The sequence below is a fragment of the Joostella atrarenae genome (genome assembly GCF_021764745.1).
In the GTDB taxonomy this organism is placed as follows: Bacteria; Bacteroidota; Bacteroidia; order Flavobacteriales; family Flavobacteriaceae; genus Galbibacter; species Galbibacter atrarenae.
The window spans coordinates 88,196-113,215 of record NZ_JAETXX010000006.1; the positions used below are offsets into that span (position 1 = coordinate 88,196).

A 25,020-nucleotide genomic window follows, 5' to 3' on the forward strand; every position below is an offset into this window, starting at 1 on the left:
AATTATTATGAAAATAAAATTAAATAAATGGCTTTATCTTCTTGTAGCAACTGCTTTTTTAGCAGCTTGTAGTGAAGATTATTTAGATGTAGATTCTAGAGAGGATATTTCTTTAGAAGATTCTGGGGTTACTTTGAAAGCAGAGAATTTTGTTACTGCTACTTATGGTATGTTAACAGAGTGGCCTTATGCCTTTTCTTATCTAGGGGTTACAGAAATAATTTCTGATAATGCAGATAAAGGGGGAAGACCAACGGATAGCGGTGCAGATAAAGACGTACTTGATGAGTTACAACACAATTCTTCATCTCCTTCTATTAGAGCTATGTGGGAGCACTGGTATAAGTCAATAGGTAGAGCAACTTCTGCAATAGAGTTTATAGAAGACTCTGAAGCTACAGATAATGAATTAAATACAAGATTGTTAGGTGAGGCAAAGTTCTTAAGAGCTTTAAATTATTTTTGGTTAGTGCGTTCTTTTGGAGATGTTACTATTCAAGGAATTACAGATCCTATCAGTAGAGCGCCTAAGGATGATGTTTATGCATACATAGAACAAGACTTACTTGACGCTATCGAACATTTACCTGTTAAAAGTGGTTATGCGAGCAAAGATCTTGGAAGAGCAACAAAAGGAGCTGCACAAGCATTATTGGCAAAAGTATATTTATACGAAGAAAAGTGGCAGCTTGCTTATGATTATTCAAATGAAGTAATAAATTCAGGGGAATATAGCTTAGAGCCAAATTATGAGGATTTATGGCGTGTGTATGCCGAAAATGGTGTAGAATCTATATTTGAAGTTCAAGCTAGAGGGGAATCGATAGCACATGGAGTTCAACAATACTCTCAAACTCAAGGCGCCAATGGAGGTAGCAATGGTTGGGGTTGGGGATTTAATAGTCCTTCTCAAAATTTAGTTGATGCTTATGATGCAGAAAACGATGAGATAAGAAAGAATGCTACAATAATTTTTGCTGGTGAAACATTATGGGACGGTAGAGAAGTGAGTGCTTCATCTCAGAATCCTAGATATAATGAAAAAGCATATTCTAGCGCCAATGCTGGCTCTAGTGATGGGGATAAAAATGTAAGGATCCTACGTTTTGCTGAAGTTTACTTGTTAAAAGCAGAAGCAGCAAACGAATTAGGGAAATCTTCAGAAGCATTAACTTCATTGAATATGGTTAGAGCTCGAGTAGAGCTAGATAACGTAACAGTTACAGACCAGGCTTCATTACGTCAAAAAATATGGAATGAAAGAAGGCTGGAATTGGCTTTTGAACATGATCGTTGGTTTGATTTAATAAGAATAGGAGAAGCAAAAGAAGCAATGGCAGCAGATGGTAAAACATTTGTAGAAGGGAAACATGAGTTATTTCCTATTCCAAATGATCAATTAATTCAAACTCCAGAGATGACTCAAAATCCAGGATATTAATAAAAAACAATAAACCCTCATGCGATTAATATTAGCATTTTTAGCTGTCACATTCACTTTGGTAGGATGTGACAGTTCAAAAAAAACAGATAAAAAAGAAGCTTCAGAAGTTACTAATACGGAAACTTCAACTTTTACACCGTCAGCCTCAGATAAGGAGTTGATGGACAAAATTCAGAAGCAAACCTTCGAATATTTTTGGGATGGAGCTCAGCCTAACTCTGGGTTAGCGGCAGAACGTATTCATCTAGATGATATTTATCCTTCAAACGATAAACATATTGTTACAACTGGAGGAAGTGGTTTTGGAGTAATGGCTATTTTAGTTGGTGTAGAGAGGGGTTACATTACAAAACAACAAGCCTTAACGCGCTATATTAAGATTGTCGATTTCCTTAAAAAGGCAGACCGTTTCCATGGGGCATGGCCGCATTGGATGGATGATAATACAGGAAAAGTAAAGCCATTTAGTAAGTATGACGATGGTGGAGATTTGGTTGAAACGGCATTTTTAATTCAAGGGCTTTTAACTGTTGCTGAATATTATAAAGCTGATTCTACTGAAGAATCAAAACAATTAGTTGCAGATATTCAAAAACTATATGAAGATGTAGAATGGGATTGGTATACTAAGGGAGAAGATGTTTTATACTGGCATTGGTCGCCAAACAACGGTTGGAAAATGAACTTTGCAGTTTCGGGGTATAACGAATGTCTTATTATGTATATTCTGGCTGCTGCATCTCCAACACATCCTATTTCTAAAGAAGTTTACGAAAAAGGATGGGCAAAGAGTGGTGCTATTGCAACAGATACTACATATTATGATTTAAAAACAGTATTAAAGCATAATAGTGATACGGTAGGTCCTTTATTTTGGGCTCATTATTCATATTTAGGATTGAATCCAAAAGGATTAAAAGATCAATATGGAGATTATTGGGAACTAAATAAAAACCATGCGCTTATAAACTATAAATACTGTGTGGACAACCCTCAAGGGTATAAAGGTTACGGAGAAAATTGTTGGGGATTAACCGCTAGTTATTCTGTAAACGGATATGCCGGACACCATCCTGGAAAAAGTGATTTGGGAGTAATTTCTCCTACAGCTGCACTTTCTTCTATGCCTTACACTCCAAAAGAGAGTATGCAGTTTTTAAGATTCATGTATAAGGAGCAAGATTCTTTAATTGGAAAATATGGACCCTATGATGCCTTTAGTATTGAGGAGGATTGGTTTGTACCAAGATATCTAGCAATCGATCAAGGGCCAATTCCTGTTATGATTGAAAATTATAGAACTGGATTGTTTTGGAAATTATTTATGAAGAATGGAGATGTTCAAAACGGACTAAATAAATTAGGATTTACATATGAAAAATAACAGCAAATTAGTTTTATTAGTATTGCTTTTCTTGCCAATGCTAATAATAGCACAAAATGAACTTTATCAAAAAGATAATTTTGTTGTAGGTAAGGATACCTTGAAGTATAGAATCTTATTACCAAAGAATTTTTCAAATCAAAAGGAATATCCATTGGTACTTTTCTTGCATGGTGCAGGAGAACGAGGAAATGATAATGTAAGTCAGCTTACACATGGGAGCTCTTTATTTACAAAAAAGGAAAATATGGAAGACTATCCTGCCATTGTAATTTTTCCGCAATGTTCAAAAGATGATTACTGGTCGAATGCTGACGTAGATCGCTCTGGTAGTGATGGTGTGAAATTGGTTTTTCATGATGATAAAAAGCCAACGAAATCTTTAGATCTAACAATGAGTTTACTAAATCAATTTTTAAGTAAATCTTTTGTGAAGAAAGATCAAGTCTATATTGTAGGGCTTTCGATGGGTGGAATGGGAACTTTTGAATTGCTTTCTAGAAAGCCAACAACTTTTGCTGCTGGAATTCCAATTTGTGGAGGAGGTAGTACAGAAGCCGTAAGCAAATATGTAAACACACCGCTTTGGGTATTTCATGGCGCGCAAGATAATGTGGTAAACCCAATGAACTCTATTAAAATGGTAGAAGCGCTTTTAAATGAAGGTGGTCATCCTAGATTCACCCTTTATGATGATGCTAATCATAATAGTTGGGATCCAGCTTTTAGTGAGCCTGATTTTTTATCGTGGTTGTTTTCTCATGAGCGCAATCAATAGTTTATAATGTAGAGTTTGAGTAAGATGTTTGTTTGAAAAATAAACTCAAAAATAAAAATAGTCCCTTGTTTGGGATCAAAAAATGTTAGAATGAAAATAGTAAAAGCCTTAATATTAGTTTTTATACTTGGTGCCACAACAACTGTAATGGCACAAAATAAAGATAGAATTCCAGAAGTAGAATCTCTATTGGATAAAATGACTATTGATGAAAAAATTGGTCAATTAAACTTATTAACTCCTGGTGGCGGTGTAGCAACAGGTTCAGTAGTTAGCGAAAATGTAGAGGCTAAAATTAAAGCAGGTAATGTAGGTGGACTTTTTGGAGTTGCTAGTCCGAAGAAAATGAAAATAGCTCAGGACTTAGCAGTTAAAAAATCAAGATTGCAAATCCCTTTGCTTTTTGGTTCCGATATTATCCACGGATATAAAACAACGTTTCCAATTCCACTTGGTCTAGCTGCAAGTTGGGATATGGACTTAATAAAAAGTACCGCACAAATTGCTGCAAAGGAAGCTACAGCAGATGGTATTAATTGGAATTTCTCTCCAATGGTAGATATTTCTCGCGATCCTCGTTGGGGAAGAATTTCTGAAGGAGCAGGAGAAGATGCTTATTTGGGCTCAGCTATTGCTAGAGCAATGGTAACAGGTTATCAAGGAGATAATCTTATGGATACAAATACAATGTTATCTTGTGTTAAGCACTTTGCTTTATATGGAGCGGTAGAAGGTGGTCGTGATTATAATTCTGTTGATATGAGTCGCGTAAAAATGTTTAATCAATATTTACCTCCTTATAAAGCGGCTATAGATGCTGGTGCAGCTAGTGTAATGACATCTTTTAATGATGTAGATGGAATTCCAGCAACTGGAAATAAATGGTTGTTAACAGATTTATTACGTGACTGTTGGGGTTTTGAAGGTTTTGTAGTTTCAGATTATACTTCTTTAAATGAAATGATAGCGCATGGTTTAGGAGATCTTCAAGCTGTATCGGCATTGGCTTTAAAAGCTGGTTTGGATATGGATATGGTTGGAGAAGGTTTTCTTTCTACACTTAAAAAATCTTTAGAAGAAGGAAAAGTTACAGAAACCGAAATAAATAATGCTTGTAGAAGAGTATTAGAAGCTAAATATAAATTGGGGTTATTTGATGATCCTTATCGCTATATTGATGATTCTCGTCCTGAAAAAGATATTCTTACTGAAGAAAACAGAGAGGTAGCAAGAAAGGCTGCACAACATTCTTTTGTATTGTTAAAAAATGAAAACAATGTTTTACCTCTAAAAAAAGCCTCTAGCATTGCATTAGTAGGACCTTTAGCAGATAGTAGAAATAATATGCTAGGAACTTGGGCGCCAACAGGGGATGTGAAAAATGCAATCACAATTTTAGAAGGATTTAAAAATGTCGCTCCAAATGCAACTATAAATTATGCAAAAGGAAGTAATATTTTAAATGATGAAGAACTTGCGAAGAAGATTAATGTTTTTGGACCACGTGTAGAAATCAGTAAAGAATCTCCAGAAGCATTGTTAAAAGAGGCTTTAGCGATGGCTAATAAATCTGATGTAGTAGTTGCAGTGGTTGGAGAAGCTACAGAAATGAGTGGAGAAGCAGCAAGTAGAACAGATATTACAATACCAGAAGCTCAGAAGAAATTAATAAGAGCTTTGGTTGCTACTGGAAAGCCTGTAGTATTGGTATTAATGAGTGGTCGTCCGTTGGAAATCCCAGAAGAATTTGATATGCCTGTTAGTATTTTGCAGGTTTGGCATCCAGGAGTAGAAGCAGGAAATGCTATTGCAGATGTCGTTTATGGAGACTACAATCCATCTGGGAAATTAACAGCTACTTGGCCACGTTCTGTTGGGCAGATTCCAGTATATCACAGCATGAAAAATACAGGGAGACCTGCTCCAGCTTCAGAAGAATTTCAGAAATTTAAGTCTAATTATTTAGATGAGAAAAACTCACCTTTACTTCCTTTTGGATATGGATTAAGTTATACAACTTTTGAATATTCAAACATAAAACTCAACAAAGAAAAAATTTCACAAGGGGATGCAGTTGAGGTTTCTGTAACTTTAAAAAATACTGGAAATTATGATGGAGAAGAGACAGTACAATTATATTTACATGATGTTGTAAGAAGTATAACACCACCTAATCGTCAGTTAAAAGGATTTAAAAAAGTGTTTTTAAAGAAAGGGGAAAGTAAAACAGTAATGATTACTTTACAACCAGAAGATTTGAAATTTTATAATTCAAACATAGAGTTTGTTGCCGAACCTGGAGCTTTTGAGGTTTTTGTTGGAGGAGACTCTGATGCTAGCTTAAAAGCATCCTTTATTTTGCAATAGAGAATGGTTAGCTCGCTTTATACTTTATAACGATCTCAGTTAAGATTCTATTAAACGTATAAAGCGAGTTTATAATAAGAATAAAAATGAAAACAAATACACTAGTTTTATTAGTAGCTCTTTTTCTTTTATCGCTTCAAATAGAAGCACAACAATATAAAGATTATGTTTCTGATGAGGTTACATCGGAAACATTCACGTATTCTGACACATTAAATCTAGATTTCTATTCTTCAGAGGAAAACATATCTTCAAAGAGACCATTGCTTATTTTGGTTCATGGAGGAGGTTTTTCATCAGGGAAACGAGATAATCCTTTAGAAAAAAAGTTTTGTATAGATATGGCAAGACGAGGTTATGCGGTAGCTTCAATGAGTTATAACCTTACAAGAAAAGGGAAGTCATTTGGATGCGATTATTCTTCAGTAGGAAAAATGGTAACTTTTAATTCTGTAACTAAGGATATCCTTAATGCTACAAGTTTCCTAACTGATAAAGCATCAACTCTTAATTTCAACGCTAATAAAATCATTTTGGTAGGAAGCAGCGCTGGCGCCGAAGCGGTTTTAAATACCGTTTATATGCAAGGAAGCCCTAAAACGAAAGATGTTCCATTTGGAGCTGTAAAATATGCTGGAGTTGTTTCATTTGCTGGAGCGCTTGTGAGTACAGATTATATAACTGAGAAAAATGTTATTCCTTCGATATTCTTTCATGGAAAGAAAGATAATTTGGTTCCTTATTATATTGCGCCTCACCATTATTGTAAACCTACTAGTCCAGGTTTTATAACCTTATTTGGAGCTAAAGCTATTACAGATAAGCTTAATAAATTAGGAGGCTCTTATTTACTAGCAACGGATCCTGAAGGGAATCACGATTGGGCAAACCTAGCATACAATTATACAGATGAAATTGCAGGTTTTATATCAGAGACGATAGTTAATAAGAAGCATATAGTGTCGAACATACAAGTATCATCAAAAAAATGATAAACCTATACTCATGAAATTGATATTTAAATTTATACCTTTTTTAATCTTAGCAGTTTTATTTACAAGTTGTAAAGAAAAAAAAGAGCAGAAACCAGAAGTAGCTACCATTACTCAGAAGCCTAATATATTATTTATTATGGCAGATGATCATGCATTTCAGGCGATAAGTGCTTATAATCATCCAATCGGGAAATTAGCTCCAACTCCAAATATTGATAGAATAGCAGAAAATGGCGCTATCTTTAATCATACATATTGTACAAACTCTATTTGCGGACCAAGTAGGGCTGTTATTTTAACCGGGAAGCACAGTCATATAAATGGTTTCAGACAGAATGGAGAGCGTTTTGATGGGAGTCAGCCTACATTACCTAAAAAATTAAAAAAACTGGGATATGAAACTGCATTGGTTGGTAAATGGCATCTTTACGGATATCCTCAAGGGTTTGATTATTGGAATATAATAGACGATCAAGGACACTATTATAACCCTGATTTTGTGAAGATGGGCGACTCCATAAAGATTGATGGATATGCAACAGATATTATTACTGAAGATGCTATTAATTGGCTAGATAAAAAAAGATCTAATGACAAACCTTTTTTTATGATGCTTCACCATAAAGCTACGCATAGAAACTGGATGCCTCCTTTACGTTATTTAACGGTGTATGACACTATTAAATTTCCTCTTCCTGATACTTATTTTGATAAGCATGAAAATCAAGTTGCCGCACAAGAGCAAATACAAACTATTTATGATGATATGTATGAGGGACATGATCTTAAATTGAGCAAGAAATTTGCTAGTACAGAGCTTTCTAATAATCCGTGGACAAACGATTTCGATCGAATGAGTCCTGAGCAACGTAAAATTTGGGATGAAGCTTATTTACCAAAAAACAATGCCTTCTGGGAGGCTGATTTACATGGAAAAGAATTAGCAGAATGGAAAGGGCAACGTTATTTACATGATTATTTAGCAACAGTAAAGGCTGTAGATGATGGAGTTGGCGAGGTTTTAGATTATTTGGAAGAAAATGGTTTATCAGAAAATACAATTGTAGTTTACACTTCTGATCAAGGATTTTATTTAGGAGAAAAAGGTTTTTTTGACAAGCGTTTTATGTATGAAGAATCGTTTAGGATGCCTTTTTTAATTCAATATCCAAAGGCAATAAAACCAGGGACTGTTGTAGATGCGCTTACTCAAAATTTAGATTTTGCTCAGACTTTTTTAGATTATGCTGGCGGAAACGAATTAACAGATGGAATGCAAGGACAATCTATAAAACCACTTTTAGATGGTACTGTTGAAGATGATAATTTTAGAGATGCCATTTATTATCATTATTATGATTTTCCAGCTTTTCATATGGTTAAAAAACACTATGGTGTAAAAACGAAACGATATAAGTTGATGCATTTTTATGATGATATAGATGCTTGGGAGTTTTACGATTTAGAAAAGGATCCGCAAGAGTTGCATAATGCTATTAACGACGAAGAATATGAAGATGTTATTGCAGAAATGCATACAAAGTTAGATACACTTCAAAAAGTATATAAAGTTACTGAAAAGGAGTATGAACAAGCTCCAAAGAGGAAAATTGAAAATAGTTACAAGAATTTTGATAGAATGCGAGGGACTCCAATTAAATAATTTAAAGATTTTATAACTATACGACCAGATTATTTTTGGTAGTTTAGTTCAATCTAAACTTAATAAAATGAAAAGATTTTCACTCCTGTTATTATTTTTTGCATGCAGCTTTTTAAGTGCTCAAGATTTAAAAGTAATGACCTACAATATTAAATACAATAACCCTTCCGACGCTGAAAATAATTGGGATAGTAGAAAGGATTTTCTTATCTCTCAATTAAACTTTTATGCTCCAGATATATTTGGAACACAAGAAGGACTCCATGATCAATTAGAAGATATTCAGCATGCTTTGAAAGACTATAAGTATATTGGAGTAGGAAGAGATGAAGGAGATACAAAAGGCGAATATTCAGCTATTTTTTACAATGTTAAAAAGTATGATGTTGAAAATGGAAGCACTTTTTGGTTATCACCAACATCAAATAAACCTTCAAAAGGTTGGGATGCTGCTTTAAATCGTATTTGTAGTTATGCTACTTTTAAGGACAAGGAGTCTGGCAAAGAATTTATGGTTTTTAATACTCATTTTGATCATGTAGGTCATGTTGCTCGATTGGAAAGTTCAAAGCTTATTTTAAAGAAAATGAAAGAACTGAATCCTAAAAATTTACCGATAGTCTTAACGGGGGACTTTAATTTGGATAGTAATTCTGAAGGTGTGGTGGCTATTAAAAAGGAAATGCTTGATAGTCATTTAGAAGCTGGAAAAAATGCTTTTGGTCCAGATGGAACTTTTAATGGATTTCATTTTGAAAAACCTGTAGACAATAAGATTGACTTTGTGTTTATTTCAGATAATGATTTTGAAGTATTAAAAAGTGGAATTTTTAGTGATTCTAAGAATTTAAAATATCCATCAGATCATTTTCCTGTAATGGCATATCTTAACTTTAAATAATTATTTTTTAATCTTAAAAGATCCTGTTGCAGGATCAAAAGATACTAAATCTTCGGGGAAGAGATTTTTGAAGCTTCCTTTTTCGATTAGCGAACAAGGTTCTCCAAATGCTGATTTTTCAGTATCTAAGATTAATATTTTATCACATAACTGAATAGCCAGATCTATTTCATGCGTTGAAAATAGGATGGCTTTTCTTGTTTTTTGAGCGATTGTTTTTAGCAGTTTTAAAATATAAGCCTTGTGGTAAATATCGAGATGGGTAGTGGGTTCGTCTAAAATAATAATAGCAGTGTCTTGAGCGAGCGCTCTAGCAATCATTACCCGTTGCATCTGACCATCACTTAATTCAAAGCACTTTTTATCTTTTAGAGCCTCTAATCCTACAAGTTTAATAACTTCCCTTACTTTTTCAATATCTGTCTCGGAAAGTGTCCCTATCCAGTTTGTATAAGGTTGTCTTCCCAATGCGATGACTTCTAAAACACTTAAGTTTCTTGCTGGAATATGTTCTGTTAAAACAATGCTTATTTCTTTAGCTAAATCACTGTTTTCAAAGGATTCTAGTGCTTTGTCTTTTATAGCTATTTCTCCTTTTAATTTAGGTTGAACGCTGGCTAGAGTTCTTAAAAGTGTAGACTTTCCAATACCATTTGCGCCAACAACGGCAGTAAGTTCTCCAGTTACTAATTCAAAATTAATCTCTTTAGCGATGGAATTACTACTTTTTTTAGAAATATATCCTACTTCTAAGTTTTTTGTTTTTAGTATTTTAAGTTTTTCGTTCAACTGATTTATCAAAATAGATATATCTTTTAATAAAAATTAAATCCCCACAATTAGCAGTTAATTATGGGGATTTAAAGTTAAGGTTTTTTTGTTTATATTATTTCATAACCTTAATATCTGTCAATAATCTTCTTGAGTTAATTGCAGTAAGCTTGATAGCTCCTTTTTTACCATCTTGAGTTTCAAATAATACAACAACAGGAAAATCTAATGTTCCTATAGCACTATTATCTTGAACTACCTCAATGTCATCAAAGTCTGATGCATCATCATAACTATCAAACATTTCAGCGGTAATTCCAGTTTCATAATTCATAATTTTAGTAGATCTAGCATTAGGAATTTCCAATTCAGTAAAGTTTATGTAATCTGGACTAGTAAAAAAGATAAAAGCTGATTCAGATCCATAATATGAGAAGTCAATCACATCTCCGTTTTGCAGAGCCATTTCAGGCGTGAAAGTTTCACCAGTAGCTGTAGAGAAAAAAATACCAATTTCAGAATCAAATGTTTGACCAAATTCAACATCATTATAAACTAACAATGTTTCTTCAATTTCGACTTTCTCAGAATTGTCATCATCACTGCTACATGACATAGTAGTTAAGCCTATAAATAATAGGCTAAGGATAAAATAATTTTTCATTTAATAAGATTATAGGGTTAATATTAACCACAATTATAGTCATATTAATCGGATTGATAAAATATTCTATATTATATTAATAAAAAACATTTATATTTTGTATTTAATCGCCTTAAATGAGTGTGTAGTGTTTTTGTGAGTAGAAATATTAATCACTAATTGAAGTTTAAAACACCATTTTACGTTTCCTAACCAATAGCCATATCACTACGGGAGCTCCAATAATAGAAGTGATTGCATTAATTGGAAGTGAATATTCACTTGTTGGCAATTGCGCAATAGTATCGCATATCAGCATTAAAATAGCTCCGAATAAAATAGTTGCAGGTAACAGGATATGATGATTTTGTGTATTGAATAATTGTCTTGTTAAATGTGGAACTGCTAGGCCAATAAAAGCAATTGGTCCAGCAAAGGCTGTTATACTTCCTGCGAGAATGCTTGTTGCTATAATGATAAGATATCTAGATTTTTTTAGTTGAACTCCCATACTTTGAGCATAATTTTCTCCTAATAGAAAAGCATTAAGTGGTTTGAGTACGGTTATTGTAATTAAGATTCCTATAATGAAAAGTATGAATAGCAGCAGCAGTTGACTCCAACTAAGGTTTCCTAGACTTCCAAACGACCAAAAAATATATTGTTGTAGTTTTTCTTTGCTTGTAAAATAGGAAAGCACACTTACAACGGCTGTAGTGATACTCCCAAACATGAGTCCAATGATAAGTAATGCCATGGTGTCTTTTACTTTATTTGCGACTACAAAAATGGAAAGTAGCACTAAAAAACTACCCATGGTTGCAGCAATTGTAATAGAAATTCCGCTTAAAAAAAACGAACTAAAAATACTAGCAAATAGGGAAGAACCCATAATAAGAATTGCAACCCCAAGGCTAGCTCCAGAGCTTATTCCTAGCACAAAGGGTCCTGCCAAAGGATTTCTAAAAAGTGTCTGCATTAGTAAACCGCTAACGGAGAGTCCGCTACCTACCAAAATTGCTGTAAATGCTTTTGGGAGTCGGTAGTTTAGAATTATATATTGCCATGATTGTTTCTCGATTTCATTTCCAATAAGAGAATTTATAATCTCTTTGATTGGAATATTAACAGATCCTAAACTTATATTTATAAGAAAGAATATTATCAATAAGACTGCGAGTATAATAAACTGAAATCGATATGTTTTTATTGAATTCAAGGTTGCAATGGCTTAAAAAATACAGGTTCGTAATCTGGTAATACTTCAGGGTGCAAAATATGAATTATATCTTTTAAAACGATATCTGGTCTGTTTGGAGCCAATTCATAATAAAGAATACCACCTGTTGCGCCTGTAGTTAAGCTATAAGTATATATTTTTTTATTGGCATAAGCATCAAATTGAGTATAATGTACGTTATTATCTTGCAGCTGACTATAGCTTGTAAATTGCCCAGGACCAATCCAGAAAACCGCTGATTTTGATTTTTCAAGCACACTTTCGAAGTTTAAAGATAAGCTCCCATTTCCAAAGGTATCTTTCCATATATAATTAGCATTTGCATCATTTAAAAAATGAGCAACCCAACTTTCTCCAGCAGGAGCGTACCAAATATCTTTAAACATAGAGCCGCTAAAAACAGTAGGCTTGTTATCAGTATTTGCCGCTAATGCTTTTGCTTCATTATAAGATTTAGCGATGTTATTAAAAATACTATCGGCAAGTTTTTCTTTATTAAAAAAAGCTCCAAAAAATTTAATCCACTCTGCCTTTCCAAGGGGAGTAGCTTCTATCCAGTCTCCATTGTAAACAACAGGAGTACCAGAATTTACGATATTTTGATAAGTTTTATTTTCGCCTTCAACAGTAAAACCCATTACTAAATCTGGCTCTAAATTTATTAATACCTCAGTATTTATAGATTCATTTAACCCCAGCTCTTTTACTTTTCCAGCTTCAATTTTTTCTCTTATTGGCTTAGAAGAGATATAATCTGTTCCAGGAAAACCAATCAGAGTATTTTCAATTCCCAATGCTTCAATAGAAGGAATATGCGTAGTTGAAGTTGCAATCATTCGTTTTACGGGTGTTTTAATAATAGCATCGTAAAGAGAATCATCAAGGCTAATAGTTTTCAAATCCTTTTCAGGAACTAAAGCATATGTAAAGGTTTTATTTGCACTTGGCCAAGGTGCATTTACTTTGATAATTGTAATTTTATCTTGCTTTGTTATGCTAAAACCCTTTGCGTAACTAATGGGAGTGCTAGTAACATTCTGTTCTATTACTTTATGGGATGGAGTTGTTTGAGTGTTTTCTTTGGGTGTTTCTTTACAAGATAGGAACAGGAGAATTGTTAGAAATAATAGATTTTTCATTTATAAGGAGTTCTTTAGTATGGTAGTCAATAATATTTCAGCAATAAAATTAAGATTAATATCTCTTTTAATGGTAAGCTTATTTAAAATGTTTAATTTTGTGGCGAATTTATGGTTTTAAATCTGTTTTCAATAGATTTAAATTAAAAGGGAATACGGTTAAAATCCGTGGCTGTTCCCGCAACTGTAAGCTTTATCGTTACAATAAGTTTATTATTAGTAGCGTATCTTTTATAAAGTGTGTTATTTTCTTCGAAAACCACTGTTAAGGCAATTTTGCTAAGATGGGAAGGTAGAATAACATAAAAGCAAGCCAGGAGACCTGCCAAGATTCAAAATTTATTTATGTCAAACTTTCGGGATAAAGGTTTGCGTATGGGTAAACTCATACTTTTTTCCCTTTTATAAAACTTTTAGAATGAACAAAAGAATTTTTTCTCTTTGTGCAGCAGGATTTATATGCACACTTGCGACTGCACAAGAAAAAAGTAACCTCCAACAGGATGAAGATATCCAGCAGTTGGAAGAAGTAGTAGTATCTGATTCACGATTTTCATTAAAGCGTGAGAACTCAGGTAAAACAGTAATTAAAATCTCCCAAGAAGAATTACAACGTAACCAAGGGCGTTCTGTGGCCGAAGTAATAAATACCAAGAGTGGGATAGAAATTAATGGGAGTAGAAGTAATGCTGGTCAGAACTTATCTTATTTCGTTCGTGGGGGAAACAACCGACAAGTATTAGTATTGATAGATGGAATTCAAGTAAGTGATCCATCTCAAATAGCTATGGATTTTGATTTGAGATTATTAGACCTTAATCAAATTGAATCTATAGAAATTGTAAAAGGTGCAGCGAGTACTTTATATGGAAACCGTGCTGCTACAGCCGTAATAAATATAACCACCAAAAGCGCAGGAGCGAATAAAATAGGAGCTAATTTTGAGAGTAGCATAGGTTCTAATCAATCATCAGAAGAAAACGATTACAATTTATCCGACTTTTCTAATAGAGCTTCTGTTAATGGAACTTTAGGGAATTTTACATATTTAGCAGGATTTGGAAATCAATATACAAACGGACTTTCCGCAGTAATCGGTGAGGAAAAAGACCCGTTTAACAGAATTAATTCTAATATTAATTTAGGCTATAAATTCTCAGATCGTTTTTCATTTAAAGTATTAGGATACTATGATAAATTTAAAGCAGATTTTGATAGTTCTTCGCCTCAACAAGATAGCGATGACTATTCGGAAAGCGAGCAATTTAGAGTTGCTATAACTCCAGAATATACCTATAACAATGGTAGCGTAACTTTAAATGCATCTTACAATACTATTGATAGAGATATTTATTCTTCTTTTCCAAATTCTTATGAAGCCAATAGCACTGTAGTAGATTTATTTAATAAATATAATTTTAGTGATATATTCTATACTATAATCGGTTTTAATTATATGAAAAGCGAAGCAACTTTGGGTGCTGATACCGATTTTTCTACTTCCGATCCTTATGCAAATGTTGTTTGGGTTTCCGATTTTGGATTAAACATGAATGTTGGAGGGAGAATGAATAACCATAGTGAATATGGTACTAATTTTACTTATAATTTTAATCCATCATATACATTAAAGTTTAATGATGATTACTTAAAATTCTTGGGATCTTACAGCACATCTTATATAGCGCCAACACTTTCTCAGCTTTTTGGAGCTTATGGTGCAAATCCAGATTTAGAGCCTGAAGAAGATAGAACTTTAGAAGGAGGAATGGAGTATAACAACGAAAAATTTAGAATTAGCGGGGTTTATTTCAATCGATATGAAGAAAATTTTATTAGTTATACTGATATTGGATATGAAAATTCTGATGATGACTTTACGGTGAATGGGGTAGAGGTAGAAGCTACGGTAACACCAATAGAATCTCTTATTATTGATGCTAACTATACATTTACAGAAAATAGAGATAAGGTTGCATTACGAATCCCTAAACATAAGGTAAATGCAGGTATTCAATACGAGTTATTGAAGAAAACTAATTTTGGACTTCAATATCAATTTACAGGAAAGCGTTTAGATATTCAGTACAATCCAGATTTTACATCTCAGAATGTTGAATTGGATGCTTTTTCTCTATTGAATTTTAATGTGAATCACCAGTTATCAAACAAGTTTACAGTTTTCCTTAATCTTGATAATATTTTTAATGAAGAATATGAAGAACTTTTAGGATACACTACTAGAGGGAGAAACATACGAGTAGGATTTAGGTTAGGTTTGTAGAGCCTCCGGGGTGTTGAGGGGCATCCCGAGTTTTTGCTATGTTTAAACAAAAAAGTCTCAGATATTCTGAGACTTTTTATGTTTTATGTAGTGACTTTATTATTTCATTCTGTAAAAATCATAATTTGAAATGTTTCTATATGGCATAAAGTCGTTAGAACTTTTAATCGTATTAATATTTAATTTATCAGAAGTTCTTAGATTTAAAGACTTGTTTGAAACTCCAGTAATTTGCTCAATGACAACAGCAAGAAGAGGTTCATTAGGATCTCCTAAAACTCCTAAATCTCCTAACACTTCTAATTTTTCAATATCTGGATCTAATCCATCTGTAAACTCAGAAAATCCAGCAGAATTTTCATTGGTTCCAACTAAAGGCTGCAAAGCATACTTATGATTTGGGTTTACACCTGCTAATGAAGCGCTTCCAGTATATGCGTATGGACTACTTGTATTAGGGTTATCTATAAGTGTTATAGAAAATTCATTTTTACCAACTGTTTTATCCCCAATATGGGTTACTCCTATCCATGGATCCAAACCATTAATAAGTAATTCACTTGCAGAAGCACTTGCGTCTGTAGCAATTATATATACTCTTGATAGATTTAAGCTATTTAGTGCTGTGCCATCAATATTGTCTACGAAATTATTGTCTTCATCAAAATCACTCCATTTAGGATTCCAAGTGGCTTTAGAAAATAGCTCTCCAGTAAACTGTCCAGTAATGAGACTTGCTAACCTTGTAGAAGATGCTACTGAACCACCAGGATTGTATCTTAAATCTACAACTAAGTCTGTAACACCGTCAGCTTTAAATTCACTGAATACATTATTTAATTCTTCATCGAAATCACCAACAAACCTGTTATACATCAAATATCCTATTTTAGCGTTGTTAACATCCAGTGTTTTGTGGATATGAATAGGATTCTCAGTAAGTTCACTTTTATTAAGTTCAATGTTTACATTATTAGAAACAACTAAGTCGTTTTCAATAGTAGCAAAATTCATGGTATAACTTTCTTGATTGAAAAGGCTAAAATTACTTTCAATTATAGAGCCATTACTATCAGTAATAGCATATAATTCAGTACCATCAATAGCGTTAAAAAGGTCGCCCCTTTTAACATTTTTATTACTAGCATCACTTCCATTTATAACATAAGTAACTACACCAAGTACTTTATTTCCTCCTTCTGGAGGTCTTGTAACAACAAACTCAACTCCGTTGGTTGTAGCCACTCCCGAGAATGAGTTGAATAAATTATCATAATCGCTCTCAATGTAACTAAAACGATCTTTAGCAGATAATACATCAGAAAAGATACCTTCTGGGGTTCCATAATTACTTAAGAAAGCATTATACTGTTCATTATTATCGTCTTTAGAATCAGAAAGATTTTCTACTTCAGGTTGCCATAAATACCAACTATTCATGCTTTTCCATATAAAATCTTGAATTTCAAGATCGCTACTTACAGGTGGTTGTGGTTGTACAGGATTGTCATCTTGATCGGAGCAACTGTAGGTAAATATTAATGTAAAAATTAAAGCCCATTTTAATTTAAATAGGTGTCTCATAGGTTTGTTTTTAAAAGGATAAATTAGCTTCATATTTATATGAGTCGTATTAAAGACTAAAAAATATCAAAATTAATGCCAGTTTATGATTTGCGTTATCAGCGTAATATTACTTACATTTATTTTAATTATAAAATTATTGTAACAAAATCTATTCTTGTTCGTCTAGAAAGTAGAAAGCAGTTTTAAGCGATCTAATTAACCAACAAAATGCAACAAACGGAGTTTTTACATACTGTAATGCCTTTTAAGGATAAACTGTTTCGGCTGGCAAAGCGGTTATTGGTTTCTACGGAGGAGGCTGAAGACGCTACGCAAGAAGTATTATTAAAATTATGGTCTAATAAAAAGAAGATTAACAATTATAATAATGTAGAGGCGTTTGCTATGACGATGACAAAGAATTTTTGTTTAGATCGTTTAAAATCGAAGCAAGCAGGAAATTTAAAATTGGTTCATACCAATTATGAGGACAATAATACATCTTTGCAAAAGAAAATAGAGGTTGATGACAGCCTAAGTTGGATGCAAAAAATAATGAATACCCTCCCTGAGCAGCAGCGTATGGTATTACAATTAAGAGATGTAGAGCAATATGAATACAATGAAATAGAAGAAATGTTAGGAATGAATCCTACTGCAATTCGAGTTACTTTATCGAGAGCAAGGAAAGCAGTTAGAGAACAATTACTAAAAAAGCACAGTTATGGCATCAGCAAATAATAATAACAATTCTAATGATAAGCATGTGAGGAATATTAATCCTCAAACAGCTAAAAAAGAATTCTCACTTAGTGAGATTGAAAAACTACTGGAAAAGTATTTTGAGGCAACTGCAACTGTTGCTGAAGAAAACAAACTAAAGGAGTATTTCTCTCAAACAGATGTGGCGCCACATTTAGAGGAATATAAACCTATGTTTGAGTATTTTTCTGTAGCCAAAGAAGAGAAGAGCACGCAAGACATACCATTAAAACCTAGAAAAAATAGAAATTATTTAAAATGGATATCTGTCGCTGCCGTTGCTGCCATCATTTTTGGTGTTTACTTAAATAGACCTATAGATACTCCATCTCCTGAAATTGCTTTAGAAGAAGAGTATACCAAAGAAGAAATTCAATCTGCACAATTGGCATTTGCCTTATTAACAGATAATTTTCAGAAGGGAACACAAGGAGCATCCTATTTAAAAGAGTTTGAAAGAAATACAAATCGTTTTATTAATAACTAATAAATTAAAAAAGACTATTAACTGATACAAGGTTTTTTAATAGTTAGAAACAAATAATTACGCTAAAAAGGACTTAAAGAAATAATAAGAAAATATGAAAAAGATAATTTTAATTATAGCATTAACGGTAGCGCCGTTTATATCTCAAGCACAATCAATTTTTGATAAATATTCGGAGAGCAACGATGTAACATTTGTAGCATTACAGCCAAAAATGTTTCAGATGTTAAGTAAAATTAATATCAGTACCGACGATCCAGAAGCGGATGCCATATTTGAACTTGTAAACAACGTTACAAGCTTCAAGGTAATCACAACAGAAAGTGCTACAGTAACAAAAGATATTGATGGTTGGGTTACAAATCATTTAAAAAAGTCTTCTTTTGAAGAATTGATGCGTGTTCGTGATGGTGAGTCTAATGTTAAGTTTTATGTAAAGGAAGGTAAAGATGAAAACCACGTACAGGAGCTTTTAATGTTTGTTACGGATCTTAACTATGAAGAGTTAGAATTTAATGGTAAAAAGCCAGAAACAGTTTTACTTTCTCTTACTGGAAATATAGATTTACGTCAGATTTCTAAGCTTACCAGTAAAATGGATCTTCCTGGGGGAGACCAATTAGGAAAAGCTGGAAGTCAGCAATAAGACTTTTATAACCTCCAATATCGCTATAGTTTGTTCGCTATTGGAGGTATAAAATATTAACTAAAAACATCAATCAATAATTAATAGAAAATGAAAAATCTTAAAAGTATATTTTTTCTCCTTGCTGTTACAATTCTAGCAGCGTCATGTGGAGACGGAACTCCGAGTTTACAAGAATATTATGTAGATAAAGCAGAGAACCCTAATTTTATCTCCATAGACCTTCCAACAAGTTTATTAGGTGTTGCAAGTAGTTCTTTAACTGAAAAGCAAAAAGAAGCTTATGAGTCTGTTAAGAAGCTAAATGTGTTGGCTTTTAAAGTTAATACTGAAAATAAAGCAGCTTATGAAGAGGAGAAAACTACGGTACAGACAATCTTAAAAGATGATAAGTATGAAGAGTTGATGGTGATAAATAGTGGAAAATACAAAGGAACAGTAAAATACCTTGGAGATGACGAAGCTATAGATGAAGTTATTCTTTTTGGAAGTGATGATGAAAATGGATTTGCACTTGTACGAGTGCTAGGAAATAAAATGAAGCCAGAAAATATGATGTCTCTAGTGGAAGCGGTACAAAAAGGAGCTGTAGATTCTGGTGCTTTAGAGTCGCAATTAGAAGGTATTTTTAATTAACGAAAAGCTTTTTAAAAAAATAACCCCAAAAACCTTTTAAAGGTTTTTGGGGTTATTTTTTTCTAAATCCTATTAAAGATTATATTCCAGTATAATTAGCAGGTGTAATTGCTTTTAATTCTGCTTTTATAGCATCAGAAACATCAAGAGTTTCTATAAAAGAAGCAATAGACTCCTTGTTTATTACTGCATTTGTACGTGTTAGACCTTTTAAAGCTTCATAAGGATTAGGATAAGCTTCACGTCTTAATATGGTTTGAATGGCTTCTGCAACAACCGCCCAATTACTTTCTAAATCAGCTTCAAATTTAGGAGCGTTAAGTAGTAATTTATTCAATCCCTTGATAGTAGATTGAAAAGCGATAAGCGTATGTCCAAAAGGAACTCCTATATTTCTTAGAACGGTACTATCTGTTAAATCTCTTTGTAAGCGAGATACAGGAAGTTTAGCCGAAAGGTGCTCAAAAATAGCATTTGCAATTCCTAAGTTTCCTTCTGAATTTTCAAAATCTATAGGGTTTACTTTATGTGGCATAGCAGAAGAACCTACTTCTCCAGCTTTAATTTGTTGCTTAAAGTAATCCATAGAAATATACGTCCACATATCTCTATTAAAATCGATAATAATAGTATTGATACGTTTTAGCGCATCAAATAAAGAAGCCATATGGTCGTAATGCTCAATCTGTGTAGTTGGAAAAGAGTGTCTTAATTGCAAACATTCTTCTACAAATTCAGTTCCAAAAGTTTTCCAATCGATAGTTGGGTAAGCAACTTTATGAGCATTATAATTTCCTGTAGCACCTCCAAATTTAGAAGCGATAGGAATATTTTTTAATCCGTTGAACTGTTCATTCAAACGAACAATAAACACTTCAATCTCTTTTCCTAATCTTGTTGGAGAAGCTGGCTGTCCGTGTGTACGTGCCAACATAGAAACATCTTTCCAATCTTCTGCCAAACGACTTAAAATAGAAATTATTTCTTCATAAACAGGTAAATATACTTGCTCTAAAGCTTCTTTTAAAGAAAGAGGAATAGCAGTATTATTAATGTCTTGAGAAGTTAATCCAAAGTGAATAAACTCTTTATATTCTTGAATTTCTAAAGCGTCAAATTTCTCTTTTATGAAATACTCAACAGCTTTTACATCATGATTGGTTACCTTTTCGATATCTTTTATCGCTTGAGCATCAATAGTTGTAAAATCACTATAAATTGCTCTTAAATCGCTATATAGATCTTTATTGAAATCTTTAAGCTGCGGAAGCGGGATTTCACATAGTGCAATGAAATATTCAATTTCAATACGAACTCTATATTTTATAAGTGCTTCTTCAGAAAAGAAGTCAGCTAATTTTTCTGTTTTACTACGGTATCTTCCATCTATTGGAGAAACAGCGTTTAATGGTGTTAGTTGCATGTCGATATTTTAAGAAAGAGCAAATTTAACCTTCTCCATTAAAAGGGTCAACTATTTTAGGTAAAACTTATTAAGTTAAGAGCGTTAATAAGTTAAAGATTTAAAAACTTGATGAAATCTAGCGCTTTTTGACATTATATTTTATTTAGAATGTGCCTAGCTCGCGCTTTATATGCTGAAGAATGGTTGGGCATATCTTTTAAAAGAATAGGTTTCAACTCTGGATAAATCCAATCGTATTTTTTTCCTAGAAAATATAAATTTCTCATAGCGTATGCTTTGGTTGCTACTTTTGCATCAGAAATGAGCCAATCGAAGTTAGTTTCTGTAAGATGCTCTAAGATCGGATTTGTTAAATGAGAAATAGTTTCTTTATTTTTCTTCTGAAAGTATGATTCGCATAAAAGCTCACAAATTTTCGCCATAGGTCTAATAGAAGAATCGTTGGTTAGCGTAGATAAGTTCTTTATAAAATATTCAAGTTGAGGAAAAAGTATATCCAATTCACTTTTACAAACAAATTCAGTTACCCAACATGCTTTATGAGAAAGCTCTTTATTTTCGGCAAAGCATAAATCCAATAATTCAGGAAAAATTGCTTTGTTTTGAAGGACCATATTAGCAACCTTTATACGGTTTTCTCTATAGCCGTTTACATAAGAAAGTTGATGTTCTAAAGTCGGATTCAATATTTATTCATTAAATTTAGCTCTATAAAGATACTAACATACCTACTTTATTTCTTATTTGGAAGTATTGTTTTTTCAAAAAAATAGAAAATGATTAAAAAAATTCTAACCCTGTTAATTATAATATTAATTGTAATGCAATTTTTTCCTCCTGCGGAAAACAAATCTGATACTACGCCGCCTACAGACTTATTATTAGTAGAATCAGTTCCAGAACCTGTTGAAGCAGTATTGGTAAATACGTGTTACGATTGTCATTCTAACAGTACAAATTACCCTTGGTATGCAGGAATAGAACCAGTTTCTTATTGGTTGGCAGGTCATATTAATGATGGAAAGAAGCATTTAGATTTCTCTCAATGGGATTTATACGCTCCTAAGAAAAAGGCGCATAAGCTTGAAGAAGTAGCGGAAGCTGTTACAGAAGGTTGGATGCCTTTAGACTCCTATAAATGGTTGCATAAAGACGCTAACTTAACAGAAGCAGAAAGTAAAGCTGTAGCCGATTGGGCAAATATGCTTCGTCTTAAGTACGAGACAAAAGAGAAACCGCAATAGGAACACCAACGGTTGCTTTTTCAGCAATTATTTCAAGTCCTGTCATAACTTTATTAGACATGGTGGGCTTCGGATCTATAAAATAAACAGGAATTTTAGATTTCTTATAATTTAATAGGCCTGCAGCTGGATAAACTTGCATAGAAGTTCCAACAATCATAATAATATCTGCTTTGCTAACCTCTTCAATAGCAGCATCTATTAGCGGAACAGCTTCACCAAACCATACAATGTGTGGTCTTATTTGATGGTTGTGTTCGCAAAAATCACCTATGTTGATATCCTTAGTCCAATCGAAAACTAGATCTTCATCAAACGAACTTCGAGCTTTTAGGAGCTCTCCATGTAAGTGAATCACATTTTTACTTCCCGCTCTTTCATGGAGGTCGTCTACATTTTGGGTTATAATAGTTACGTTATAATCTTTTTCTAATTTAGCTAAAGCAAAATGAGCTTCATTAGGTTTCGCTTCCAAGAGTTGTCTTCTTCGCTGGTTATAAAAATCGAGAACGAGTTCCATATTATTTCTCCAACCTTGTATAGAAGCAACTTTCATTACATCATGTCCTTCCCAAAGTCCATCTGCATCTCTAAATGTTTTAAGTCCGCTTTCTGCACTAACTCCAGCTCCGGTAAGAACAACAATACTCTTCTTCATTTTATTTTTTAGTTGAAGTTATTGTTTTCTATGCAAACCACCAAGCTAAGAAAGGTTGAAAGCTGATAATGAAAGATTTTTTAAATTTACTACCTATAAACAAAGTGAATGTCATTAGATTTATTAGAATATTTAGAGGGTTTTATTACTGAAGAACGAAAACAACGATTTCTAGAAGTATTGGCACAACGTACCAATCATTTTACCGTAGCGATTGAAGATGTATATCAATTGCATAACACAAGTGCGGTTATTAGAAGTTGCGATGTCTTTGGTGTTCAGCATGTACATATTATAGAAAAGGAATATGGAGAACGATTGGATAAGAATATAGCTATGGGTTCCCAGAAATGGGTAGATGTTTCTAAATATAAAAGTGCTTCTAGCTGCGTGAATACTCTACGGGAAAAAGGTTATCAAATTATTGCGACAACACCACATGAAGATGCCTCGGTATTGGAGGGTTTTGATATAAATAAGAAATCAGCTTTTTTCTTCGGAACAGAAAAAAGTGGACTAACCGATGAAATAATGGAACAGGCAGATGGTTTTTTAAAAATCCCGATGTACGGTTTTACAGAGAGTTTGAATATCTCTGTTTCGGCTGCAATTATTCTTCAACAACTCACCTCTAAATTGCGATCTTCAGAAATTCCATGGAAATTATCAGAAGAAGAAATTTTAGAAAAGCGTATTGATTGGACTAAAAAATCAATAAAAAGTATCGAAGATGTGTTAAAAAGATACTAACTTATTTACTATGCGTTAGAAATTATCACTATCTTTTTGTTAGGTTTATGAATGATAAAATTTGTAAATATGATTTTTACAATTATGTACATACTTGGCGGTGTTATACTTTTGGTAACTTTTTTAGGGTTAATAGCACCGAAATCTTATAATGTGAGTAGGAATATCCAGATAAGAAAACCCCTTCCAGAAGTTTTTACCTATATAAAGTATTTAAAAAATCAAGATGATTGGTCTCCGTGGACAAAGAAAGATCCTAAAATGATAAAAAGCTATAAAGGTATTGACGGAACCGTTGGTGCAATTTGTTCTTGGAAGGGGAATAGTGATGTGGGCGAGGGGACACAAGAGTTGTTAGAAATAGTTCCGAACGATTACATACAAACAGAATTACGATTTATAAAGCCTTTTAAATCTAACTCCAAAGCTTTTATAAAAGTAGAAAAGGTATTGCCAGAAGTTACAACGGTAGTTTGGGGCTTTTATGGCGATTATAAATTTCCTAAAAATATTTTTATGATTTTTTATAATATGGATAAGGCTATTGGAGATGACTTTGCTCAAGGATTGCAAGATCTAAAAGAGGTCTTGGAAAGTTAATATAGGTTTGTGATTATTCATAATACCAAGTAGTTACGGGTTATTCTGTGTGTGTAGAAGTCTTAATTTATAGAATATAATAATTTGTGTATAGGATAATGAGAACGATTTTCAAACTTTTATATTTAATGTTTTTGATGTCATTCTTATCTATGAATGGTCAAGAGGAACAGATGTCTCCAAATTTTATATTTCAGCAAAAAAATATAAAACAGGAATATATTGGAGTGGGGTATTATAAGTATTACAATAATGCCTTGTCCATGAGGAGTGGTAATTATAAGGTTACATTAAATGCAGGAATTGTAGAGCAAGGGCTTTATGATGGATCCAGTTTAGGAGGGCTGCCAATACTTCAAAATTATGTTGGAGTAGAAGCAGAATATTCTTTAAATAGGTGGATAGCCATGTACGTTAATGGTCAATATGTAGACGCTCCATTTTATAATGCTAGATCTGAAATTACCGATATTTATATGAATCCATTATTTGCACAAAGTGGCTATAATATGGGATTTCGTGGTGAAGTTAATACAATGAAATTCGATTTAGGTGTAGGTTCACTTAATGACACTCAATATAATATATCTGCTCCTAAGGCTAGATTAAATATGAAAGTATTAATAGGGTTTTAGA

At 33.0% G+C, this 25,020-nt stretch carries 24 protein-coding genes and 1 riboswitch; of the genes, 16 read left to right on the forward strand and 8 right to left on the reverse strand.

Annotated elements, in window-relative coordinates; all coding sequences use genetic code 11:
* Positions 1-7: 7 nt before the first annotated feature.
* From JM658_RS10410 to JM658_RS10440, 7 genes are all read left to right on the forward strand, one after another.
* Positions 8-1,441 (forward strand): RagB/SusD family nutrient uptake outer membrane protein, encoded by a 1,434-nt coding sequence (locus tag JM658_RS10410; protein WP_236959200.1) that lies wholly within the window; start codon positions 8-10, stop codon positions 1,439-1,441.
* A 19-nt stretch (positions 1,442-1,460) separates the two neighbouring features.
* On the forward strand, positions 1,461-2,828 hold the full coding sequence (locus JM658_RS10415) for a glucoamylase family protein (protein ID WP_236959201.1): 1,368 nt from the start codon (positions 1,461-1,463) through the stop codon (positions 2,826-2,828).
* A complete protein-coding gene (locus JM658_RS10420) occupies positions 2,818-3,606 on the forward strand; it encodes a carboxylesterase family protein (RefSeq protein ID WP_236959202.1) in 789 nt (262 codons plus the stop codon). The genes JM658_RS10415 and JM658_RS10420 overlap by 11 nt, the downstream gene beginning before the upstream one ends.
* 90 nt (positions 3,607-3,696) lie before the next feature.
* Positions 3,697-5,973, forward strand: a complete 2,277-nt coding sequence (gene bglX, locus JM658_RS10425; protein WP_236959203.1) for a beta-glucosidase BglX — start codon at positions 3,697-3,699, stop codon at positions 5,971-5,973.
* A gap of 86 nt (positions 5,974-6,059) precedes the next feature.
* The gene (locus tag JM658_RS10430) at positions 6,060-6,965 is read left to right on the forward strand and encodes a carboxylesterase family protein (protein WP_236959204.1); all 906 of its coding nucleotides are present in this window, start codon (positions 6,060-6,062) and stop codon (positions 6,963-6,965) included.
* Between the two features lie 13 nt (positions 6,966-6,978).
* Positions 6,979-8,631 (forward strand): sulfatase family protein, encoded by a 1,653-nt coding sequence (locus JM658_RS10435; protein ID WP_236959205.1) that lies wholly within the window; start codon positions 6,979-6,981, stop codon positions 8,629-8,631.
* 67 nt (positions 8,632-8,698) lie between these two features.
* Complete coding sequence (locus JM658_RS10440) at positions 8,699-9,532, forward strand: endonuclease/exonuclease/phosphatase family protein (RefSeq protein WP_236959206.1); 834 nt, start codon at positions 8,699-8,701, stop codon at positions 9,530-9,532.
* Here the strand turns inward: JM658_RS10440 and JM658_RS10445 are convergent, their stop codons facing one another.
* From JM658_RS10445 to JM658_RS10460, 4 genes are all read right to left on the reverse strand, one after another.
* The gene (locus JM658_RS10445) at positions 9,533-10,321 is read right to left on the reverse strand and encodes an ABC transporter ATP-binding protein (protein ID WP_262911753.1); all 789 of its coding nucleotides are present in this window, start codon (positions 10,319-10,321) and stop codon (positions 9,533-9,535) included.
* Positions 10,322-10,418: 97 nt separating this feature from the next.
* Complete coding sequence (locus JM658_RS10450; protein WP_236959207.1) at positions 10,419-10,919, reverse strand: hypothetical protein; 501 nt, start codon at positions 10,917-10,919, stop codon at positions 10,419-10,421.
* Positions 10,920-11,133: 214 nt separating this feature from the next.
* On the reverse strand, positions 11,134-12,165 hold the full coding sequence (locus JM658_RS10455; protein WP_236959208.1) for a FecCD family ABC transporter permease: 1,032 nt from the start codon (positions 12,163-12,165) through the stop codon (positions 11,134-11,136).
* Positions 12,162-13,325: an ABC transporter substrate-binding protein gene (locus JM658_RS10460; protein WP_236959209.1), complete on the reverse strand. Its 1,164-nt coding sequence runs from the start codon at positions 13,323-13,325 to the stop codon at positions 12,162-12,164. Before JM658_RS10460 ends, JM658_RS10455 begins: the two co-directional genes overlap by 4 nt.
* Before the next feature lie 95 nt (positions 13,326-13,420).
* Positions 13,421-13,668: riboswitch (cobalamin riboswitch) on the forward strand.
* Between the two features lie 75 nt (positions 13,669-13,743).
* Between JM658_RS10460 and JM658_RS10465 the strand changes: the two genes are divergently transcribed.
* Positions 13,744-15,609 (forward strand): TonB-dependent receptor plug domain-containing protein, encoded by a 1,866-nt coding sequence (locus JM658_RS10465; protein WP_236959210.1) that lies wholly within the window; start codon positions 13,744-13,746, stop codon positions 15,607-15,609.
* A 99-nt stretch (positions 15,610-15,708) separates the two neighbouring features.
* On the opposite strand, the gene JM658_RS10470 is transcribed toward JM658_RS10465, so the two are convergent.
* A complete protein-coding gene (locus tag JM658_RS10470; RefSeq protein WP_236959211.1) occupies positions 15,709-17,193 on the reverse strand; it encodes a S41 family peptidase in 1,485 nt (494 codons plus the stop codon).
* 210 nt (positions 17,194-17,403) lie between these two features.
* On the opposite strand from JM658_RS10470, the gene JM658_RS10475 reads away from it, so the two are divergent.
* The 4 genes from JM658_RS10475 to JM658_RS10490 all read left to right on the forward strand — a co-directional run bounded on the left by JM658_RS10475 (position 17,404) and on the right by JM658_RS10490 (position 19,706).
* Entirely contained in the window at positions 17,404-17,916 is a 513-nt protein-coding gene (locus JM658_RS10475) for an RNA polymerase sigma factor (protein ID WP_236959212.1), read from the forward strand.
* Positions 17,900-18,424, forward strand: a complete 525-nt coding sequence (locus JM658_RS10480) for a hypothetical protein (RefSeq protein ID WP_236959213.1) — start codon at positions 17,900-17,902, stop codon at positions 18,422-18,424. The genes JM658_RS10475 and JM658_RS10480 overlap by 17 nt, the downstream gene beginning before the upstream one ends.
* Before the next feature lie 94 nt (positions 18,425-18,518).
* Positions 18,519-19,070, forward strand: coding sequence for a DUF4252 domain-containing protein (locus JM658_RS10485; protein WP_236959214.1), 552 nt, complete (start codon positions 18,519-18,521; stop codon positions 19,068-19,070).
* 90 nt (positions 19,071-19,160) lie between these two features.
* Entirely contained in the window at positions 19,161-19,706 is a 546-nt protein-coding gene (locus JM658_RS10490; protein WP_236959215.1) for a DUF4252 domain-containing protein, read from the forward strand.
* A gap of 79 nt (positions 19,707-19,785) precedes the next feature.
* Here the strand turns inward: JM658_RS10490 and purB are convergent, their stop codons facing one another.
* The gene (gene purB, locus JM658_RS10495; protein WP_236959216.1) at positions 19,786-21,129 is read right to left on the reverse strand and encodes an adenylosuccinate lyase; all 1,344 of its coding nucleotides are present in this window, start codon (positions 21,127-21,129) and stop codon (positions 19,786-19,788) included.
* A gap of 134 nt (positions 21,130-21,263) precedes the next feature.
* Positions 21,264-21,818 carry a hypothetical protein gene (locus tag JM658_RS10500; RefSeq protein WP_236959217.1) on the reverse strand — a complete coding sequence of 185 codons (555 nt, stop codon included), beginning with the start codon at positions 21,816-21,818 and terminating at the stop codon, positions 21,264-21,266.
* 90 nt (positions 21,819-21,908) lie between these two features.
* Between JM658_RS10500 and JM658_RS10505 the strand changes: the two genes are divergently transcribed.
* The gene (locus tag JM658_RS10505) at positions 21,909-22,376 is read left to right on the forward strand and encodes a heme-binding domain-containing protein (protein WP_236959218.1); all 468 of its coding nucleotides are present in this window, start codon (positions 21,909-21,911) and stop codon (positions 22,374-22,376) included.
* On the opposite strand, the gene JM658_RS10510 is transcribed toward JM658_RS10505, so the two are convergent.
* Positions 22,345-23,034 (reverse strand): SIR2 family NAD-dependent protein deacylase, encoded by a 690-nt coding sequence (locus tag JM658_RS10510; RefSeq protein ID WP_236959219.1) that lies wholly within the window; start codon positions 23,032-23,034, stop codon positions 22,345-22,347. The genes JM658_RS10505 and JM658_RS10510 overlap by 32 nt on opposite strands.
* Positions 23,035-23,142: 108 nt before the next feature.
* Here JM658_RS10510 and JM658_RS10515 point away from each other — a divergent pair, with 108 nt between their 5' ends.
* From JM658_RS10515 to JM658_RS10525, 3 genes are all read left to right on the forward strand, one after another.
* Positions 23,143-23,784: a TrmH family RNA methyltransferase gene (locus JM658_RS10515; protein WP_236959220.1), complete on the forward strand. Its 642-nt coding sequence runs from the start codon at positions 23,143-23,145 to the stop codon at positions 23,782-23,784.
* A 69-nt stretch (positions 23,785-23,853) separates the two neighbouring features.
* The gene (locus JM658_RS10520) at positions 23,854-24,384 is read left to right on the forward strand and encodes an SRPBCC family protein (RefSeq protein ID WP_236959221.1); all 531 of its coding nucleotides are present in this window, start codon (positions 23,854-23,856) and stop codon (positions 24,382-24,384) included.
* A 137-nt stretch (positions 24,385-24,521) separates the two neighbouring features.
* Positions 24,522-25,019 carry a hypothetical protein gene (locus JM658_RS10525; RefSeq protein ID WP_236959222.1) on the forward strand — a complete coding sequence of 166 codons (498 nt, stop codon included), beginning with the start codon at positions 24,522-24,524 and terminating at the stop codon, positions 25,017-25,019.
* The last annotated feature ends 1 nt before the right edge of the window (position 25,020 follow it).

Bases quoted from the DNA above. Each gene is read 5' to 3' on its own strand.
- JM658_RS10410 (WP_236959200.1), top strand. From the start codon at position 8: ATGAAAATAAAATTAAATAAATGGCTTTATCTTCTTGTAGCAACTGCT.
- JM658_RS10415 (WP_236959201.1), top strand. From the start codon at position 1,461: ATGCGATTAATATTAGCATTTTTAGCTGTCACATTCACTTTGGTAGGA.
- JM658_RS10420 (WP_236959202.1), top strand. From the start codon at position 2,818: ATGAAAAATAACAGCAAATTAGTTTTATTAGTATTGCTTTTCTTGCCA.
- bglX (WP_236959203.1), top strand. From the start codon at position 3,697: ATGAAAATAGTAAAAGCCTTAATATTAGTTTTTATACTTGGTGCCACA.
- JM658_RS10430 (WP_236959204.1), top strand. From the start codon at position 6,060: ATGAAAACAAATACACTAGTTTTATTAGTAGCTCTTTTTCTTTTATCG.
- JM658_RS10435 (WP_236959205.1), top strand. From the start codon at position 6,979: ATGAAATTGATATTTAAATTTATACCTTTTTTAATCTTAGCAGTTTTA.
- JM658_RS10440 (WP_236959206.1), top strand. From the start codon at position 8,699: ATGAAAAGATTTTCACTCCTGTTATTATTTTTTGCATGCAGCTTTTTA.
- JM658_RS10450 (WP_236959207.1), bottom strand. From the start codon at position 10,919: ATGTCATGTAGCAGTGATGATGACAATTCTGAGAAAGTCGAAATTGAA.
- JM658_RS10460 (WP_236959209.1), bottom strand. From the start codon at position 13,325: ATGAAAAATCTATTATTTCTAACAATTCTCCTGTTCCTATCTTGTAAA.
- JM658_RS10465 (WP_236959210.1), top strand. From the start codon at position 13,744: ATGAACAAAAGAATTTTTTCTCTTTGTGCAGCAGGATTTATATGCACA.
- JM658_RS10470 (WP_236959211.1), bottom strand. From the start codon at position 17,193: ATGAGACACCTATTTAAATTAAAATGGGCTTTAATTTTTACATTAATA.
- JM658_RS10475 (WP_236959212.1), top strand. From the start codon at position 17,404: ATGCAACAAACGGAGTTTTTACATACTGTAATGCCTTTTAAGGATAAA.
- JM658_RS10480 (WP_236959213.1), top strand. From the start codon at position 17,900: ATGGCATCAGCAAATAATAATAACAATTCTAATGATAAGCATGTGAGG.
- JM658_RS10485 (WP_236959214.1), top strand. From the start codon at position 18,519: ATGAAAAAGATAATTTTAATTATAGCATTAACGGTAGCGCCGTTTATA.
- JM658_RS10490 (WP_236959215.1), top strand. From the start codon at position 19,161: ATGAAAAATCTTAAAAGTATATTTTTTCTCCTTGCTGTTACAATTCTA.
- purB (WP_236959216.1), bottom strand. From the start codon at position 21,129: ATGCAACTAACACCATTAAACGCTGTTTCTCCAATAGATGGAAGATAC.
- JM658_RS10505 (WP_236959218.1), top strand. From the start codon at position 21,909: ATGATTAAAAAAATTCTAACCCTGTTAATTATAATATTAATTGTAATG.
- JM658_RS10510 (WP_236959219.1), bottom strand. From the start codon at position 23,034: ATGAAGAAGAGTATTGTTGTTCTTACCGGAGCTGGAGTTAGTGCAGAA.
- JM658_RS10515 (WP_236959220.1), top strand. From the start codon at position 23,143: ATGTCATTAGATTTATTAGAATATTTAGAGGGTTTTATTACTGAAGAA.
- JM658_RS10520 (WP_236959221.1), top strand. From the start codon at position 23,854: ATGATTTTTACAATTATGTACATACTTGGCGGTGTTATACTTTTGGTA.
- JM658_RS10525 (WP_236959222.1), top strand. From the start codon at position 24,522: ATGTCATTCTTATCTATGAATGGTCAAGAGGAACAGATGTCTCCAAAT.